Genomic DNA, 17,457 nt, shown 5'->3' with positions numbered 1-17,457 from the left:
TGATTCGGATTTCATGAGGGGGACGTAGGATGAACAGGAAGTTTATGTTAGGTATCATTACATTAATGTGCGTAATCATGCTCGCAGGCTGTGGAGCAAAGAAGGTTGAAAATACCGAAGGCGGAGCAGCGGCCGATACTTCCGGCACCAACGATGGCGGCTCTGGCAACGGCAGCAGTACTGCCGCCAACACCGGCAGTGACAGCGGAAATGCCGCCGCCGAGACGACGTACCAGTTTGCCAGCGATGCCAGCTACGCCCCCATGGAATTCATGGATAAGGACGAACTGAAGGGCTTCGACATCGATTTTCTCGCGGCGGTGATGAAGGAAGCAGGGCTGAAATACGAGGTGCGCAACGTCGGTTGGGATGCCATGCTGGAGAGCGTCAAACAGGGCAAGGAGTACCAGGCCGGCGTATCGAGCATTTCGATTACAGCGGATCGGGCGCAGACGTACGATTTCTCCATGCCGTATTTTGAATCCAAGAATGTCATCATGGTCAAGGAAGACAGTGCCATTGCGAGCGCGCTGGATTTGAAGGGGAAGAAGGTTGCCTTGCAGGGCGGAACGACGGCGGATACGCTCATGACGAAGATTATGGGGAAAGGCAATACGGACTTGAAGAAGTTCGACAGCAATGCCGTCGCGTTGCTGGAGCTGGATAAAGGCGGCGCAGATGCCGTCGTGGCGGACATCGCCATCGTTCGGGATTACATCAAGAACAATCCGGACAAGAAATACAAGGAAGTGCTGGACGATGTCAACTTCAATCCGGAGTATTACGGGCTGGCTTATCCGAAAGGCAGTGAGCTGAAAGCTGAGCTGGATCCGGCAATCAAAGCTGTCATCGAGAACGGCACGTACGCGGACCTCTACAAGAAATGGTTTGACGAAGTGCCTGACACCACCCGTTTGCTGGCAGCGAAATAAGGATCGAAGCACCGAGCGAAGGCGAAAGGGCGGAGGGGCATGGATTTCAGATTCGATATCGTAGAAGGCTATCTGCCGCTGCTGCTGCGGGGCACGCTGTACACGGTTTGCATTTCGCTTGCTTCGATCGCGCTTGGCTCTCTTCTCGGGCTGGGCGTCGGCTTGGGGAAAATGTCGCGATTCTGGTTTCTCCGCTGGCCGATGCACGCCTATATCAATTTCTTCCGCGGGACGCCACTACTCGTGCAAATCTTCATCGTTCACTTCGGTCTCATTCCGCTTCTTAACGGCAAGACCAATGCGATCGCGGCGGCAGTGACCGCGCTGGCGCTCAATGCGGCGGCGTATACCGCGGAAATTTACCGGGCCGGCATTCAATCCATCGACAAAGGACAGTCGGAAGCAGCGCTGTCGATCGGCATGACACCGTGGCAGACGATGCGGTTCGTCGTACTGCCGCAGGCGGTTAAACGCATGATTCCGGCGTTCGGAAACGAGTTTATCGTGCTGCTGAAGGATTCGTCCCTCCTGACATTGATTACGGTTCCGGAAATCATGTATTGGAGCAACGCGATGAAGAATCAGTACATCCGCATCTGGGAGCCGTATTTGACGGCCGCGTGCATCTATTTCATCCTCACCTACACGCTCAACAAGCTGCTGCAAGCGTTGGAAAGGAGAGTAAGCTGAATGCCGATGTCCGCGCAGCCTATCATTCAAGTTACGAACGTATCCAAGCGGTTCGGCAAGCAGGAGGTGCTGAAGGAGATTTCAGTCGACGTCGCGCCGCAGGAAGTGCTGGTCGTCATCGGTCCTTCCGGGTCCGGAAAATCGACCCTGCTGCGCTGCCTCAACTTGCTGGAGCAGCCGAGCGGCGGCGAGATCGTCATCGATGGCATATCGCTGCTCGCGAAGGAGACGAATATCGTCGCCGTTCGCGCGGAACTCGGCATGGTGTTCCAGCAGTTCAATCTGTTCCCGCATCTAAAGGTGCTGGAGAACATCACGCTGGGACCTGTGCGCATCCGCAAATGGCCGCCTGCCAAAGCGCGGGACAAGGCGATGGCGCTGCTGCGCAAGGTCGGCTTGGAAGACAAGGCGGACGTCTATCCGTCATCGCTTTCCGGCGGTCAGGCGCAGCGCGTCGCCATTGCCCGCGCGCTCGCGATGGAGCCGAAAATCATGCTCTTCGACGAGCCGACGTCGGCGCTCGATCCCGAGATGGTCGGCGAGGTGCTCGCTGTTATGAAGCAGCTCGCCAAGGAAGGGATGACGATGATCGTCGTCACCCATGAGATGGGCTTCGCCCGCGAGGTCGGAGACCGCGTGCTCTTCATGGAACAGGGCCGGATCGTCGAGCAGGGCCCGCCGAACGTCTTGTTCGAATGCCCGCAGCAGGAACGGACGCGGGGTTTTCTGTCCAAGGTGCTGTAGGGAGCCGTAGAAAGCTATCGAGTAACAAAGCGAAAAAGTAACAATGCGAAAAAGTAACAAAGCGAAAAAGTAACAATAAAAAGTAATAATGCGAACAAGTAATAATGCGAAAAAGTAACAAAGCAAAAAACCTTCAAAGCCACCGTGTGGATGTGAAGGTTTTTTGCATGTGTTCGGTTCCTGGACGCGGAGCCGCTGGACTAGATCGCCCAGTTGCCGCCGCGCATGAGCGGTTCAGCCGAACCGTCGGCGCGGATGCCGTCGATGTCCAGCTCGGCGGAGCCGATCATGAAGTCGACATGCACGAGACTGGTGTTCAGGCCTGCTTCGGTTTGTTGTTCTTCGTTCATTTCCTTGCCGCCCTCGATGCAGAAGGCATACGCTTTGCCGATGGCGAGGTGGCAGGAGGCGTTCTCGTCGAACAACGTGTTGTAGAAGGTAATGTTCGTATCCGAGATCGGGGAACGGTGCGGCACGAGCGCGACTTCGCCAAGGAAGGCGGCGCCGTCGTCGGTGCCGATCAGGTTCTTCAGCACTTCCAAGCCCTCTTCCGCCTGAATGTCGACGACTTTGCCGTCCTTGAAGGTCAGCGAGAAGTCCTTGATCAGGTTGCCGCCGTAGCTGAGCGGCTTCGTGCTCGAGACGACGCCGTTCGTGCCATTGCGAAGCGGTGCGGTGAACACTTCTTCCGTTGGCATATTCGCCACGAAGATGTCGCCTTTCGCGTTCTCGCTGCCCGCGCTGATCCAAATATGGCCAGGCGCCAGCTCCAGCGTCAGGTCCGTGCCCGGGCCGGTGTAACGGAGCGCGAAGTATTTTTTCTCGTTCAGGAAAGAGGCCTTCGTATCGAGCGTCTCGATATGCTGCTTCCACGAAGCGACCGGATCCGGCTCGTTGATGCGCGTTGCCGCGAAGATCGCGTCCCACAGCGCATCTTCCTGTTGCTCGGGCGCGACGTCGGGGAAGACTTTCGCCGCCCAATCCATGGAAGGCACGGCTACGATCGACCAGCTGACCTTATCCGACATCGTGTAGGAACGCCATGTCTTAAGCGCGATGCCCGCCGCTTTGTTGGCATTGGCAATACGCTCCGGCTTAATGCCTTTGAGCAGATCGGGATTGGCTGCGATAATGCTGAGGAAAGCCGCGTTGTCCTTGGCCATGTCCTCCCAGCCCTGCGCCCGCCATTGCGGGTATTCCGTGAACGCCTCGTCCGGAGCGAGCTCGTATTTCGTGCGGGTTACCGTATCGTCGTTCCATTCGACGTGCACGTTCTTGGCGCCGACTTCATAGGCTTTCTTCACGACCATGCGCACGAACGGCGCGGACGAAATGCCTGCCGTGACGACCAGCGTCTGGCCGGGCTGGACATTGACGCCGACCTCGACGGCAAGCGCCGCGTAACGCTCGAGCTTTACTTGGAAATCGTTAATCATTTGAAACCACTCCTTACTTGCGGATAACCCTATTTTAGCATATTAGGCGTCCAAACTCTAAAGCACGATGGGGCAGGAGGATAGCACTGGCCGTTGCGGCGAATGTCGTATTTTGCTCTGGATTCGGCTTCTTTTTTGTGGATGCGCTTCGTGGCGCGGTACGGAAATTTCACGAACATATTTTCGTATATTTTGCTCCGTAAACGGGATAATTGAGGTATACTAGGAAGAAATCGGGTCATTTATTCTGTTAGGGAGATACGGCGCATCAAGCGGCTCGCATCACCGGCCCGGAGCTATCGTACGAAAGGAAGGTTCGCGGTCTTGACGCCTTTTACAGCAGACGTAGTGAAGATCATCCGCAGCATCCCGGAAGGCCGCGTCATGACCTACGGCGGGATCGCGGCCCGGGCGGGCAGCCCGCGCGCAGCGAGACAGGTAGTGCGCATCCTCCATTCCATGAGCGGAAAGCACGATTTGCCCTGGCATCGCGTCATTAACGCCAAGGGTGAGATTGCCATCGGCAGCGACGAGGGACGTTTCATGCAGCGGGCGCTTCTTGAAGAGGAAGGCGTGTACGTTAACCCGGCGGGCGCCGTCGACCTGGGGGAGTTCCGGTTCGAGCCCAGTTAGCGGATGTCGGGATTATTTAAGCGAGAGAAAGAAGGAATGCCGGTGCCCAGACTCGTCTATGTCGCACTTCTAGGTTTAAGTCTCATCTGGGGCGGGTCGTTTTATTTTATCAAAATGCTATTGCATGACTTCGGACCGTGGTCCATCGCTTGCCTGCGTTCATCCTGCGGACTCGTCGTCGTGCTGCTCATTATGCTTGCCTTCCGGAAACCGTTCGGCTTCCGTACGATTCCGTGGGGCGCGATGTTCATCATGGCCGCCATTAACACGGCTATCCCTTGGACGCTGATCGCGTTCAGCGAACAGCGGATCCCAAGCGGCATGGCTTCCATCCTCAACGCGACGACTCCGGTATGGACGGTACTAGTCGGCATGGCGTTCTTCCGCGGACGGTCCGGCCGGATGCAGTGGGTCGGCCTCGGCATCGCCACGATCGGCTTGCTCGTTCTGCTCGGCGTCAAGCCGGGCTCCCTGCTGTCGGTGGACGGCATCGGCTTCGCCGGCATGATGTGCGCCGCTTGCTGCTACGGCCTCGGATCGCAGTTGTCCAAACGGCTTTCGGTGCGCGGCTGCACCATGTACCAAATTACATACGGCACCTTGCTGAGCAGCGCGGTTGTGAGCGGAGTGCCCGCCTTGATGACGGAATCGATCACCTTGCCGCATTTGACCTCGATGTCCAACATTCCGATGCTCATCGGTCTGGGCATGTTCGGTTCCGGCTTTGCTTATATTTTGTTTTATTACATGGTGGAGAAGGGGAGTGCCGAATTCGCCTCCATGGTGACGTATCTGGTGCCCTCGACCGCCTTGGTCTGGGGTTACGCGCTGCTTCATGAGACGATCAAATGGAATATGCTTGCCGGGCTCGTCGTTATACTGGCCGGCGTCTTTCTAGCCGGGAGCAAGGGCTCGCGGAGAGAACGGCCGCCCGGCCGGCGCGAAGGCATTCCATCGAGCTAGCGCCCGAGAGGGCAGAAGGAGTGGGGAGAAGACGTGTCTTTCGTTACGCGGCTGCAATGGTTCTTCAAAACAAGATGGCTGCATTACACGCTGGCCATCACATTAATGACGGCGGTCAGCCTGCTGCAGACCATACCGCCCAAGATGATCGGCAACACCATCGACGATATTCAGAAAGGTCATCTGACCGCCTCGGATTTAAGCCGGACGGTCGTGTTCCTCATCGGCTTGGCGCTGCTGCTCTATGTGCTTGTGTACGTTTGGATTACGACGCTCTACGGCAACTCCGTTCTGCTGGAGAAGCTGCTGCGGGGCCGCTTCATGGCCCATCTGACGCGGATGACGCCGAGCTTCTTCCAGCGCAACAGCACGGGCCAGCTCATGGCGCTCGCCACCAACGATATCCTCAACATCGGCAATACGGCGGGCTACGGCGTCATGACGCTCGTCAACACGCTGGTCGGCGCCTCCGTCGTTATCGTTACGATGATTTCGCTGATCGATTACAGGCTCATGCTGGCCGCGCTCATTCCGCTGCCGCTGCTCGCCGTCGTCATCAGCTTCCTAGGCCGCAAAGTACGGGCACGCTTCATGGCCGCTCAGGATGCATTCGGCAAAATGAACGACCATGCGCTCGAGTCCATCTCGGGCATCCGGGTACTGCGCTCCTATGTGCAGGAGAACCACGACCTTGCCGCCTTCGACGACGTGACCTCAGTGGTCATGGACCGCAATCGGGAAGTCTCGCTGCTCAACGCGCTCTTTCAGCCGCTCATCTCGTTGATTGTCGGCGTCAGCTATTCCATTGGCATCGGGTACGGTTCGTACTTGGTCTTCCATGGGGAGATTTCGCTTGGTCAATTGATTTCGTTCAACATCTATTTGGGCATGCTGATCTGGCCGATGATTTCATTCGGGGAGTTCATTAACGTGCTGCAGCGCGGAAACGCTTCCGTGGATCGCGTGGAGCAGTCGTTCTTGCAGCAGCCCGACTTGGCCGATCAAGAGCGGCCCGTCCAAGTGGACGTCCCGGCGAGCATCGAAATGCGGGGGTTATCGTTCACCTATCCGACGGCCGAGCAGCCGAGCTTGCGGAACATTTCGTTTACGCTGGAACGCGGGGGAACGCTCGGCATCGTCGGCCGTACGGGAAGCGGGAAGAGTACGCTGCTCAAACAATTGCTGCGGCAGTATCCGCTGGCGGAGGAACAGCTGTTCATCGCGGGCGTGCCGGTGGAAGCGATCGGGCTCGACAGGGTGAAGCAGTGGGTCTCTTATGTACCGCAGGAGCATCTGCTGCTGTCCAAGTCGATCCGCGATAATATCGCCCTCGGCAAGGTGGACGCCACCGACGAAGAAATCGCCAAAGCGGTGGAGATGGCTTCGTTCACTTCCGATATTGCGCTCATGCCCGAAGGCATGGGAACCATCGTCGGCGAGAACGGCGTCATGCTCTCCGGCGGGCAGAAGCAGCGTCTGGCAATTGCGCGGGCACTGATTCTGGACGCGGAAATACTGGCGATGGACGATTCGTTGTCGGCCGTCGACGCGCGGACCGAGAGCCGGATTTTGCAGCATATCCGGAAGGAACGCGCGGGCAAAACAACGTTCATCACGACGCACCGCCTGTCTGCCGTCAGCCATGCCGACTGGATTCTCGTTCTCGACGAGGGCCGCATCCTGGAAGAAGGCACCCATGAGGAATTGATGCATTTCGGCGGCTGGTACCGGAAGCAATGGGAGCGTCAGCAGATGGAAGCCGGGCTTGAGGATTAAAGGAGACGCGCATCGCGCAACCATTTCACGCGCCCATCGAGGCGACAATCGTCAGGAGGTCTTAGAGCGATGAAGTCATCCACGACGAGCAGGCTTGCCCGCTATGCGCTCGTCTACAAATACCGCATTATCGCGGCCATGCTCATTCTGTGCTGCGCCGTCGGATCCGAGCTTGGCGGACCGTATATCGCCAAGACGATCATCGACAAGCATCTGTCCTCCGGAGACAAGGACATCGACGCCGTTCTGATGCTGCTGGGGTTGTACATCGGCCTGCTGCTGACCGCGAGCGTCTGCAACTTCACGCAGTCGTATTTGCTCCAATCTACGGCTCTGCGCATCATCAAGAATATGCGGATGGACTTAATGAAGCATATTTCCCGCATACCGGTGCGGTATTTCGACAATACGCCGATCGGGCAGGTCGTCTCCAGGATCGCCAACGATACGGAAGCGATTCGCGATCTGTTCATGAGCTTCATGGCGACGTTCGTCGTGAGTCTCGTGCAGTTGACAGGCATTTATGTGGCGCTGTTCATCCTGGACGCGCGGCTGGCGCTGTTTACGCTGATACTGCCGCCGCTGTTCGTCATCATCATGTACGTGCATCTCAAATACTCCAAGATCTACATCACGATCATGCGCGCCCGGTTGAGCGACATGAACGCCATGTTCAACGAGACGATCAACGTCATGCCGATCATTCAGGCGTTCCGCCGGGAGAAGGTGACGATCGAGGAGTTCGAGACGCTCAATCACGACAGATATATCAATCAAGTGAAACAGTTCCGGGTGTTCTCGCTGTCCTCGCGGAATATCGTCGGCACGATCGGCGGTCTGTTGACGGCGATGGTGATTTGGTATTTCGGGAACGAGTCGCTGACGAAAGCGGCGATTTCTTTCGGCGTATTCTACGCGTTTATCGATTATTTGGGCAGAGTTTTCGGTCCCATCATCGGTATTTTCGATCAGCTCACGAACGCGCAGCGGGCGTTCGTATCCGCGGAGAAAGTGTTCGCGATCATGGATCTCGAGGGCACGGATGTCCAAGAAGCGGACGGAACGGCTCGTCCCGAAGGCGTCGTGAAGTTCGACAACGTGACGTTTGCCTACAAGGAAGGCGAGAACGTGCTGAAAGGCATTTCCTTCGAAGCGCGCAAAGGCGAGACGCTGGCGCTTGTCGGCCATACCGGCTCCGGCAAAAGCTCGATCATGAACCTGCTGCTCGGATTCTACGAACCGCAGCACGGCGTCATTTCTATCGATGGCAGGGATATCTCGACATTCTCGAAGCAGGCGCTTCGCAAGCACATGGGCATCGTGCTTCAGGATCCGTTCTTGTTCGCGGGCGACATTAAATTCAATGTCAGCCTCTATAATAAATCCATCACGCTCGACCGCGTGAAGGGCGCGCTGCGCGAGGTCGGCGCTTCGACGTTCATCGAACAGCTCCCGCACGGCTATGACGAGCAGGTCGTCGAGCGGGGCAGCACGCTGTCTTCGGGGCAGCGGCAGCTCATCTCGTTCGCCCGCGCGCTGGCGTTCGATCCGTCCATCCTCATCTTGGACGAGGCGACGGCGAGCATCGACAGCGAAACGGAAGGCCTTATCCAGCAGGCGTTGAAAGTCGTCAGCGAAGGGCGGACGACGCTTGTCATCGCGCACCGGCTGTCGACGATCCGCGAGGCCGATCAGATTCTGGTGCTGCATCGGGGCGAGATCGTGGAGCGCGGCAATCACCGCGAGCTCATGGCTTTGGAAGGACGTTATTATAAAATGTACCAGCTGCAGACTGGAGAAGGCGCCGCGAAGCAAGCGGGCAGTACGGCATTCGAAGGCGGGATGCCGCAAGCCGGCGGATCGCCGATCGTGATTTAGGACTGGGAAGGGAGCGGCGGCGATGATAAGCAATGTGGTGAGACCGGACGGAACGCTCGATGAAGCGATGATCGGCAGCCGCGAGACGCTGTACACGGGAATGAACGGACAACGCGTGGAACGGCTGATCCTCGCTTCCGGCGAGCGCGTAATATTCAAGCCGCTGACCAATGACAGCCAGCATGGCCGCGAAGCATGGGTATATACCCACTTGCTTCCTTCCTTTCCCGCGATCTATCCCCGATTGCTAGCCTATTCGGGATGGGAAGGAACGGATGGCGCACAAGCCGGCATGGCGTTTGAAGCGAAAGCGGCGGAAGACGATTCGACGGCATCGGCCTCTGGCGCCAGCAAAGCGGGCGGCGTCCGTTGGTGCCTGTTCGAAGACTTGGGAACGTTGTCCCATGCGTTCGAAGTCGACGCGGCCGAAGCGTTGATGCCTTTGATTGCGCAGTGGCACTCGCTCCCCGTGGAGGCATGGCTGGATGCTCCGTTTCTAGGGCCTAAGCCGATGATCGAAGCGCTTCTTCAAACGGTACTGCAACAGGAAGCTGCGCTGCGAACGGCATTAATCGGAGTTCCGTTCGGAGATGAATTACTTGAACGGGTGCTTGTGCCGCTGCGTGACGGCGGCGAAGCCCTGCCGGCCAGCTGGAACCTCCGGGTACTGTCCCACGGCGATCTGCATCTCGGCAACTATGCGCGCGTGAACGGAGCGGTTTTTGTGCTGGACTGGGAGCATGTGCATCTGAATAGTCCGCATTGGGACCTGTACCATCTGTTGGACTTGTCTCATCCGGTCTTCCCGAAGGCGCTGGATGCATCCGACAGAGAACGATTGCTCGATCGCTATTTGACGGAATCGGAAGGCCAAGGCATGGCGCGGATGGCGGCGGATGGCTTCAAACAGGACTATGCGCGGTTCTCTGCCGTATTCTCGCTGTGGATGCTGCTGCTGATCGAGAAGGATCTTGCCGCGTTGAACCGTGCCAAGGCACTTCCGGCCAAATGGTCGCCGGAGCAGCTGGCCAGGCAGCGGACGGAGACGCTCGATAGCTTCGTACAGTGCGCGGAGATGCTTGGATAATCGAGCATGAAAGGGGTCATGACCTATGGATGCTGAGTCTAGAACCGATCTTGAGCGCATTCTCGGCCGACTGCGGCAGCCGGAGCTGGTGCGGCTGTTGACAGAAGAATTGTCGGGAAGCGACTTCAATACGCTGCTCTTGGAGGTGTTCCGCGAACGAATCGAAGGTTCTTCTGCCGCTGATCTGCTCAAACGGTATACGGAGAACCGCTTCGTCCATCCGGCCCATGTCGATCCGATCGCATTGAAGCAGCTGGAGCTGGAATTGCTCCACATTGCGGTGCGGCATCATGTCGCTCCCGTCCAGCTGTCGCCCGTCGCGCCGCTCGGCTCGGCGTCGGTCATGGGGAAGGTCGACCAGAATAAAGTGATCTCTGCCTCGCGGGGGACGGAGGTCGTACCGGATGCGACCAATCTTCTGGCGCTGCATGTCTGCGATACGCTTCGGAAGGGCGGGGAGCCGCACAAGCGGAGCGGGTTGTTACGGTATTGCACCACGCACCGGCATGTCCGCGCCCAGAACTTCGGGAAGGCGCCCGGCATGCTGCCGCATTTTCACTTGTTCGGCATGGTCACTTCCGGACTGGACACCGGCTCTTATGGATTCGAGAAGCAAGCGTTCTGGGAGCATGTCGAGGTTTACCGGACGATATTTCGCGAGGCGTTCGATTCCGAGATCGAATTGATCCTTAGTGCGCGTAGCGGGTATCGGGATGCGGAGGGCCTTGTTGCCCGCCTCGTTGCTTACGGCGAGGAATGCTGCAACGATTTGAAGGTTACCGTCGGGCCGGCGTCCCCGGGCAATCTCTACTACGCGGGCATGCAATTTACGATCAAGACGACGATCAGAGGCAAGGATTATGCTATCGGGGACGGCGGTTTCGTCGATTGGACCCAGCAGCTGCTCGGCAGCAAGAAGGAACGGCTGCTCATCAGCGCGATCGGAATGGATCGGCTTCTGGATGCTTAACTGAGCGCACGGAAATAGCAGTCGGATGACAACCGACCGGAAATCTCTGCATGACGAAGGGCATAAGAAGGTTGGGGCGATGGATCGTATAACATGGAGCCAAAGGGGATTGCGATGAAGAAGAAAAACTTTCTAGCGGAGGAGCTTGAATCACTGGATCATTGCCACGAGGGCGTGGGGACGCTGCGTCATATTACCTTGTATAACTCATCTGAGCTTGAGAGCAAATTGAAGTTTTTCAATTACACCGTACTGCCTCCCGGTACCTCGATCGGTTATCATAAGCATGCCCAAGACGAGGAAGTCTATGTCATTCTAGAAGGAACAGGCACGATGACGGTTGACGGCGAGTCGACCCCGGTGAAGAAAGGGGATGTCCTCGTCAATCGTCCTTGGGGCGAGCACGGACTCGTCAACGATTCGGAGGATGATCTGTGCATCCTTGTTTTTGAAGCAGGGTGCTAAAGGCAGCGGTGTGAGCGATGCGGCTGGCAGGGGAATGGCAATTTAACGACAAAAAGAGCCGGAAAGACGCATATGCAATGCGTTCTTCCGGCTCTTCGGTTTCATTAAGCTCCGTTGTCCGCTTGGAGATTCGCGGCTTCGGCGACAATTTCATAGGAGCGCAGACGCGCTTGATGGTCGTATATCTGCGAGGTGACGATCAGTTCGTCGGCCATCGTGTCCTTAAGAATTTCCTGCAGGCGGGTTTGCACAGCGGCTTTGCTGCCGGCTATGCCGAATTGGAATTTGGACAGCAGCGCCTCGCGCTCATGCGGCTGCCAGAGATCGTCCATGTTATCGACCGGCGGCTTCAGTTTGCCGGGACGTCCGCGAATTAAGCTGAGAAATTGCTGCTGCTGCGAAGTAGCCAGACGCTTTGCTTCCTCGTCGGTGTCGGCGGCGACGATGTTGACGCCGACCATGATATACGGCTTCTCCAATGCTTCCGACGGGCGGAAGCTGCTGCGATACAGATGAATGGCCGGCATTAAATACTCCGGCGCAAAATGGCTCGCGAACGAGAAGGGCAGGCCAAGCTCCCCTGCCAGCTTCGCGCTGAAGCCGCTGGAGCCAAGCAGCCAAATCGGCACATTCAGTCCTTCGCCCGGCGTTGCCCGTACCGGCCGGAACTCGTCGGCCGGCGGGTTGAAGAACGCCCGAAGCTCAGTCAGCAGTTCGGGGAATTCCTGCCCATGCGTCGCCAGGTCGCGGCGCAGCGCGCGTGCGGTCGTCTGGTCGGAGCCGGGCGCGCGTCCGAGGCCAAGGTCGATCCGGCCGGGATACATGGACTCCAGCGTGCCGAATTGCTCCGCAATAACGAGCGGGGCATGGTTCGGCAGCATGATGCCGCCGGAACCGACACGAATCCGTTTCGTGCCTCCGGCTACATAGCCGATGACCACGGACGTTGCGGAGCTGGCGATCCCCGCCATGTTATGATGCTCGGCCAGCCAGTAGCGATTATAGCCAAGGCGCTCAGCCAGCTGTGCCAGTTCCAACGTATTGTGGAAGGACTCCGTTGGCGTTCCGCCTTCCACGACGGATGCCAGATCAAGGACGGACAGCGGCACGGTGCGTGTATCAGTCATAGGAAAACCTCCTGGAAGTGTAATGAGTGGGGCGTTTGAAACCGGTCTGTCCGGCATCAAGGCAAAGGCAATGCACCGGAACGCATTGCGAAAGCAAGCCTCGTCAAGTCAAGACAATGGGCATGCAAGGTTAACGCGAATCGAGATGGTATGGCGGACGCAGCCGCCTGATGCACGATCGCGGCGACATGTAGGATGGAAACATAACCGTTATTACTATCTACCCTCATATTATGATACAGTGACATATATTTATCAAGCAGCTAACTATAAGTTAGTGGTTGATCGTTGATCACAATTGCTGGTAATGATGCAATGGGAGTCACCCGTTACCTGCCACCAGTCATCCGTCATTCTTTACAACCAGCTTCACCCAACCTCACTCAACTTCGCGCCTAACCTCGCCTTCCCTCACTCAACTCCACCCAACCTCACCTGCCCTCACACCTGCAGCAGCAGCAAAATAATCGACGACAAGCTCAAGCACCCGTTGATCAAATACAGGAACATGACGGCCTGCTTGGGACTGAGGCCGGCGCGCAGCAGACGGTAATGCGCCTGACTGGCGTCGGCTTGATAGATCGGCTTGCCACCGCGCAGCCGCTTCAGCACGACGAAGATGTTGTCGAAGATCGGCACGCCGAGCGCAAGGATCGGAATGAAGAGCGACAATACCGTCGCTTGTTTGAACGCGCCGTCGAGCGCGATGACCGCCAGGATGAAGCCGAGGAACGTCGCCCCCGCATCGCCCATGAATACCTGCGCCGGCGGTTTATTGTACCGAAGGTAGGCAACCGTGACCCCGACGAGAATAATCGCCATCATGGCGGAGTCGGATTGCCCTTTGGCCATGGCGACTACGAAGAGCGTAACGGCGGAAATCGCCGAAAGTCCGCCAGCCAGCCCGTCCATGCCGTCGGAGAAGTTAATGACCGTCGTCACCCCGAAGATCCATAATATCGTCAAGACGAATTGCAGCCACTCCGGCAAATTCACGAATGCGCCGCTGAGGGGATTGTAGAACCCGCTGAATGTAATGCCGGAGGCGTAGACGACGACAGCGGCGGAAATTTGCACGAGAAACTTCGGCAGCGTCGGAAAATCCTTGCCCCGCGTCTTGTACCAGTCATCGACAGTTCCGATGGCGAGCAGCAAGATAGAGCCGAGAATAATCGCTCCCGTCTGCATCGTGAATCCTTTTGCGACACACAGATAGGTGACGATAAAGCCCGCGAAGATGGCGTAGCTCGCTGTCAGCGGAATCGGCTTGCGATGGATTTTGCGCTCGACGTTCTGCCTGGGCTTGTCCACGAAATCAAGGCGGAACGCCAGTCTCCCGAGCGGCGGTATAACGAGATACACGATCAGAAAGGACACGATGAATGCGATTAGATACGAAATGATCATCAGCTCCAGCTCCATATTTTGGACGACTGCCGTCGCTCTTAAGGATGCCCTTAAGCCCTGCGGCTATTCCTATTTAGTTGACGGGCTTGTCCGACGAAATGTTGCCTAGCCGGAGAAGAATTATTCCAAAATATGCTAATATATGAGGAGGGGCAGCTAAAAACCGACATACGACGAAAGCGAGCCATAACGGGGAGGTACAGGGGATGAGGATAGCTTTTATTTTATTCGACGGCGTCACCTTTTTGGACTTTGTAGGCTTCTATGATGTCATTACGCGATTGCGGTTTTTTGAGAAAACGAAGGATGCGTCATGGGATATTTGCGCGATGCAGGAGGAAATCACGGACGAGCTTGGCATGACGATGAAGGCGAACCGGGTCCGGCCGGATTTGTCTGCCTACGATCTGATTTTCGTTCCGGGCGGCCTGGGTACGCGCGAACTGCGCAATGAGACTGCTTTTGCCGATTGGCTGAAGGGAGCCGAGAAGGCTCGTTACTTGGTTTCGGTGTGCACGGGATCGCTGTTGCTGGGCGCCGCGGGATTCCTGGCTGACGTACGGGCGACCACGCATCCGTTCGCCTATGATCTGTTAGCGCCTTACTGCAAAGAAGTCGTTCAAGCGAGAATCGTTCATGAAGGAAATCGGATTACGGGCGGGGGCGTGGCCACCTCCGTGGACTTGGGACTCTATCTGGTCAGTCTGTTTCTGGACCCTGACGAGGTCGCCAATATCAAGAAGCAGATGGATTATCCGTACGAGGTGCAGGACATCGTCGTTATTTAAGCATTCAGCAGGCGCATAAGCGATACCATTAACGAGTAGGGGAGACGTGGGGATGAGCGAATTCAGCGAAAGTTACCACCTGGTTAGCGGCAAGCAAGAGGAAGGCGCGGCGCTGCTTCGGAAAGCCGGGCTGTCCGGTTACGTATTTCCGGCGCGCAATAATTGGGTTACTCTTCTGCCAAGCGGCGGAATCTTTGAATATAACGAGGACTTAATCGCGAAAAACGGCGGGATTCTGCTGCATTACGTCTATGCGGAAGACCATGGGTGGTCCTTCACGCTGTATGAGAGAACCAGCCAGATCGCTCACTACAGCTGCTATTGGGAAGAAGAGATCGTCCATGATCGAAGCGAATTAAACCTGGATGCGATGATGGGCCTCTTGAACGGCACCGTGGAAAGAGACAAGCCCATCGAAACCGGCGACCTGAATCATCTGTTTGCTTGCGAGGATTTCGAGGAGCTGTTCGAAATGACGCCGGCCTATCGGTTGGCAGAGCGGCTGGGGATTGTCCATTATGAATGGCTGTCTTACGAAAGCGCCGAAAGGCACGAAGACGAGCTGCGGGGCAATCCGGAGTACGAAGGTTACGTGAAAGTGGAATAGCACGCAAACGGCGCCGTCATCCCGGAAGCCCCCGACCAAATCCGGTCGGGGGCTTCTGCTTGCAGAACAGCCGTCCTCGTCGGCAAGGCGGATGAATTCGACAGAAACCCTTATATTTCGACAATTTGATGAACACGCTGATAAATGGCTGCCATTTGTGGGATAATAACACACAATTAGCGAGCAAAACTGGTAAACTGAGCAAATGGAATTTGTTTCATGATTGCAATCCCGAGTAATCCAGTGTACTATACTAGGAGATTAGAAACATCATGATAGACAAGAGAGAGGAAGAGACATCATGCGTATGCGCAAAAGTTATTTTGGGGCAGTCGTATTACTATCTTTAACATTGCTTCTCAGTGCTTGCGGGGGGAACAACAACAGCAATAACACGTCTAACACCGGGAATGCGCCGGCGAACAACTCGGAGCCTGCTGCGAGCGATCAACCGAAAGACGGCGGCAACTTGATTATTGCCGTTGGAGCAGATCCTGTAATTCTTAACCCTAACTACGCAGGCGACCGTGTCAGCCTGACGATCGACCAAGCGCTGTACGCGCCGCTGTTCCAAGTTAACAATGGCAAGAAAACCTTCTATCTGGCGGACAGCCTGGATCTCTCCGCAGATAAATTAACGTATACATTGAAATTGAAAAGCGGTCTGACTTGGCATGACGGCGAGAAGCTGACAGCCGACGATGTCGTGTTCACGATCGATAAGATTCTCGACGAGAAGCAAAACAGCTTGCTGAGAACGAACTTTATCATCAACGGCAAACCGATCCAAGCGGTGAAAGTCGACGACTTGACGGTTGAATTCAAGCTTCCGCAAGTTGCTCCGGCATTCGAAGCGACGCTTGTCCAAGTGTCCCCGATTCCGAAGCATATCTTCGAGAACGAAGCCGACATCGAGAAAAGCACGAAGAACGCTGCACCTGTCGGTTCCGGCGCGTTCAAATTCAAAGAATACAAAACCGGCGAGTATGTAACGCTGGAGCGCTTCGATAACTATTTCGGCGGTAAGCCGCATTTGGATTCCATCACGTACCGCATCGCGAAAGACACGAATGCTGCTAACCTGGCGCTGCAAAACGGCGAGATCAACGTGAAATTAATGGATCCGCAAGACGTAGCTCCGATTGAAGCGACGAACAATTTCGAAATCAAGCCTTATAGCGAAGGCCGTCTGTCCTATCTGATGTTCAACGAGATCAGCGACTCTGGCGTACTCGGCAAGAAAGAAGTTCGCCAAGCGTTGTCTTACGCGCTGAACCGGGACGATCTGATTACGACAACGTACATGTCCAGCGACTATGCAGATCCTGCAAAATCGATCTTGGCATCCGATAACATTTACTTCGATAACGACGTGGCCAGCTTCGATTATGACGAGGCTAAAGCGAAAGAAATGCTGAAAGCGGCCGGCGTAAGCAACCTGAAACTCCGTTTCATCGTATCGGGCGGCAACAAGGCGCAAGAGGCCATTGCTCTGTATGTGCAGCAACAATTGAAGAAAATCGACGTAGCAGTTACGATCGACACCTTGGACGCTTCCGCATTCGGCGCGAAATTGCAGGATACGAAAACAACCGACTATGATCTGTTGGCCGGCGGATATATCATGGGTTACGACCCGGATGCGTACAGCATTCTCTACACGACGGACGCAGACTCGAACTTCTTCCACTACTCCAACAAAGAAGTGGACAGCCTCTTCCAACAAGGCGCGGCTGAAGGCGATACAACTAAACGCGGCGACCTCTACAAGAAGATGCAAGAGATCGTGGCTGAAGATGCGCCGGTCTATCCGATCGCATACACCAAAACGATCGTAGCGATCGATAAGAAATACGGCGGTCTGGACCAAGCCGTGCTAAAACCGGTCGTTATCTTCGAAGATCCTTCTAAACTTTACTTGAAATAAGGATGAGCGCGAGAAATAAGCTGGTAC

The 17,457-nt window shown here is 56.2% G+C and carries 16 protein-coding genes; 13 read left to right on the top strand and 3 right to left on the bottom strand.

All coding sequences use genetic code 11. From position 1 onward, the window contains the following. The first annotated feature begins 29 nt into the window (after window positions 1-29). The 3 genes from GZH47_RS13135 to GZH47_RS13125 are packed head-to-tail and all read left to right on the top strand — an operon-like array spanning window position 30 to window position 2,366. Window positions 30-932: a basic amino acid ABC transporter substrate-binding protein gene (locus GZH47_RS13135; RefSeq protein WP_225446471.1), complete on the top strand. Its 903-nt coding sequence runs from the start codon at window positions 30-32 to the stop codon at window positions 930-932. A gap of 39 nt (window positions 933-971) precedes the next feature. After that, a complete protein-coding gene (locus GZH47_RS13130) occupies window positions 972-1,622 on the top strand; it encodes an amino acid ABC transporter permease (protein ID WP_162640496.1) in 651 nt (216 codons plus the stop codon). A gap of 6 nt (window positions 1,623-1,628) precedes the next feature. Continuing rightward, window positions 1,629-2,366: an amino acid ABC transporter ATP-binding protein gene (locus GZH47_RS13125; RefSeq protein ID WP_404823807.1), complete on the top strand. Its 738-nt coding sequence runs from the start codon at window positions 1,629-1,631 to the stop codon at window positions 2,364-2,366. Between the two features lie 200 nt (window positions 2,367-2,566). Here the strand turns inward: GZH47_RS13125 and GZH47_RS13120 are convergent, their stop codons facing one another. Next, window positions 2,567-3,802, bottom strand: coding sequence for an aminopeptidase (locus tag GZH47_RS13120; RefSeq protein ID WP_162640495.1), 1,236 nt, complete (start codon window positions 3,800-3,802; stop codon window positions 2,567-2,569). Window positions 3,803-4,126: 324 nt separating this feature from the next. Between GZH47_RS13120 and GZH47_RS13115 the strand changes: the two genes are divergently transcribed. The 7 genes from GZH47_RS13115 (at window position 4,127) to GZH47_RS13085 (ending at window position 11,574) form a co-directional block, all read left to right on the top strand. Then, window positions 4,127-4,435, top strand: a complete 309-nt coding sequence (locus tag GZH47_RS13115; RefSeq protein WP_162640494.1) for an MGMT family protein — start codon at window positions 4,127-4,129, stop codon at window positions 4,433-4,435. 42 nt (window positions 4,436-4,477) lie between these two features. Continuing rightward, on the top strand, window positions 4,478-5,398 hold the full coding sequence (locus GZH47_RS13110) for a DMT family transporter (protein WP_162645226.1): 921 nt from the start codon (window positions 4,478-4,480) through the stop codon (window positions 5,396-5,398). 33 nt (window positions 5,399-5,431) lie between these two features. After that, window positions 5,432-7,174 (top strand): ABC transporter ATP-binding protein, encoded by a 1,743-nt coding sequence (locus GZH47_RS13105; protein WP_162640493.1) that lies wholly within the window; start codon window positions 5,432-5,434, stop codon window positions 7,172-7,174. A gap of 69 nt (window positions 7,175-7,243) precedes the next feature. Beyond that, complete coding sequence (locus GZH47_RS13100; protein WP_162640492.1) at window positions 7,244-9,052, top strand: ABC transporter ATP-binding protein; 1,809 nt, start codon at window positions 7,244-7,246, stop codon at window positions 9,050-9,052. 22 nt (window positions 9,053-9,074) lie between these two features. Further along, a complete protein-coding gene (locus GZH47_RS13095) occupies window positions 9,075-10,139 on the top strand; it encodes a phosphotransferase family protein (protein WP_162640491.1) in 1,065 nt (354 codons plus the stop codon). Between the two features lie 25 nt (window positions 10,140-10,164). Beyond that, on the top strand, window positions 10,165-11,109 hold the full coding sequence (locus tag GZH47_RS13090) for a hypothetical protein (protein ID WP_162640490.1): 945 nt from the start codon (window positions 10,165-10,167) through the stop codon (window positions 11,107-11,109). A gap of 114 nt (window positions 11,110-11,223) precedes the next feature. After that, the gene (locus GZH47_RS13085) at window positions 11,224-11,574 is read left to right on the top strand and encodes a cupin domain-containing protein (RefSeq protein WP_162640489.1); all 351 of its coding nucleotides are present in this window, start codon (window positions 11,224-11,226) and stop codon (window positions 11,572-11,574) included. Window positions 11,575-11,678: 104 nt separating this feature from the next. Here GZH47_RS13085 and GZH47_RS13080 read toward each other — a convergent pair whose 3' ends face one another. Both GZH47_RS13080 and GZH47_RS13075 read right to left on the bottom strand, forming a co-directional pair. Further along, a complete protein-coding gene (locus GZH47_RS13080; protein ID WP_162640488.1) occupies window positions 11,679-12,701 on the bottom strand; it encodes an LLM class flavin-dependent oxidoreductase in 1,023 nt (340 codons plus the stop codon). 441 nt (window positions 12,702-13,142) lie between these two features. After that, complete coding sequence (locus GZH47_RS13075) at window positions 13,143-14,108, bottom strand: MraY family glycosyltransferase (RefSeq protein WP_192043606.1); 966 nt, start codon at window positions 14,106-14,108, stop codon at window positions 13,143-13,145. Window positions 14,109-14,314: 206 nt separating this feature from the next. Between GZH47_RS13075 and GZH47_RS13070 the strand changes: the two genes are divergently transcribed. The 3 genes from GZH47_RS13070 (at window position 14,315) to GZH47_RS13060 (ending at window position 17,430) form a co-directional block, all read left to right on the top strand. Continuing rightward, window positions 14,315-14,896: a DJ-1/PfpI family protein gene (locus GZH47_RS13070; protein ID WP_162640487.1), complete on the top strand. Its 582-nt coding sequence runs from the start codon at window positions 14,315-14,317 to the stop codon at window positions 14,894-14,896. Window positions 14,897-14,948: 52 nt separating this feature from the next. After that, a complete protein-coding gene (locus GZH47_RS13065; protein ID WP_162640486.1) occupies window positions 14,949-15,503 on the top strand; it encodes a hypothetical protein in 555 nt (184 codons plus the stop codon). A gap of 307 nt (window positions 15,504-15,810) precedes the next feature. Continuing rightward, window positions 15,811-17,430 (top strand): ABC transporter substrate-binding protein, encoded by a 1,620-nt coding sequence (locus GZH47_RS13060; protein WP_162645224.1) that lies wholly within the window; start codon window positions 15,811-15,813, stop codon window positions 17,428-17,430. Window positions 17,431-17,457: the final 27 nt, after the last annotated feature.

It is taken from the genome of Paenibacillus rhizovicinus (genome assembly GCF_010365285.1).
GTDB classification, from domain to species: domain Bacteria; phylum Bacillota; class Bacilli; order Paenibacillales; family Paenibacillaceae; genus Paenibacillus_Z; species Paenibacillus_Z rhizovicinus.
Note: the sequence above shows the minus strand (reverse complement) of the source record. Positions and strands in the feature narration are given on the sequence as shown.

What these genes read in the sequence shown, in the direction of transcription:
- GZH47_RS13070 (WP_162640487.1), top strand. Translation starts at nt 14,315, where the DNA reads ATGAGGATAGCTTTTATTTTATTCGACGGCGTCACCTTTTTGGACTTT.
- GZH47_RS13100 (WP_162640492.1), top strand. Translation starts at nt 7,244, where the DNA reads ATGAAGTCATCCACGACGAGCAGGCTTGCCCGCTATGCGCTCGTCTAC.
- GZH47_RS13130 (WP_162640496.1), top strand. Translation starts at nt 972, where the DNA reads ATGGATTTCAGATTCGATATCGTAGAAGGCTATCTGCCGCTGCTGCTG.
- GZH47_RS13120 (WP_162640495.1), bottom strand. Translation starts at nt 3,802, where the DNA reads ATGATTAACGATTTCCAAGTAAAGCTCGAGCGTTACGCGGCGCTTGCC.
- GZH47_RS13065 (WP_162640486.1), top strand. Translation starts at nt 14,949, where the DNA reads ATGAGCGAATTCAGCGAAAGTTACCACCTGGTTAGCGGCAAGCAAGAG.
- GZH47_RS13125 (WP_404823807.1), top strand. Translation starts at nt 1,629, where the DNA reads ATGTCCGCGCAGCCTATCATTCAAGTTACGAACGTATCCAAGCGGTTC.
- GZH47_RS13060 (WP_162645224.1), top strand. Translation starts at nt 15,811, where the DNA reads ATGCGCAAAAGTTATTTTGGGGCAGTCGTATTACTATCTTTAACATTG.
- GZH47_RS13080 (WP_162640488.1), bottom strand. Translation starts at nt 12,701, where the DNA reads ATGACTGATACACGCACCGTGCCGCTGTCCGTCCTTGATCTGGCATCC.
- GZH47_RS13135 (WP_225446471.1), top strand. Translation starts at nt 30, where the DNA reads ATGAACAGGAAGTTTATGTTAGGTATCATTACATTAATGTGCGTAATC.
- GZH47_RS13095 (WP_162640491.1), top strand. Translation starts at nt 9,075, where the DNA reads ATGATAAGCAATGTGGTGAGACCGGACGGAACGCTCGATGAAGCGATG.
- GZH47_RS13075 (WP_192043606.1), bottom strand. Translation starts at nt 14,108, where the DNA reads ATGATCATTTCGTATCTAATCGCATTCATCGTGTCCTTTCTGATCGTG.
- GZH47_RS13085 (WP_162640489.1), top strand. Translation starts at nt 11,224, where the DNA reads ATGAAGAAGAAAAACTTTCTAGCGGAGGAGCTTGAATCACTGGATCAT.
- GZH47_RS13090 (WP_162640490.1), top strand. Translation starts at nt 10,165, where the DNA reads ATGGATGCTGAGTCTAGAACCGATCTTGAGCGCATTCTCGGCCGACTG.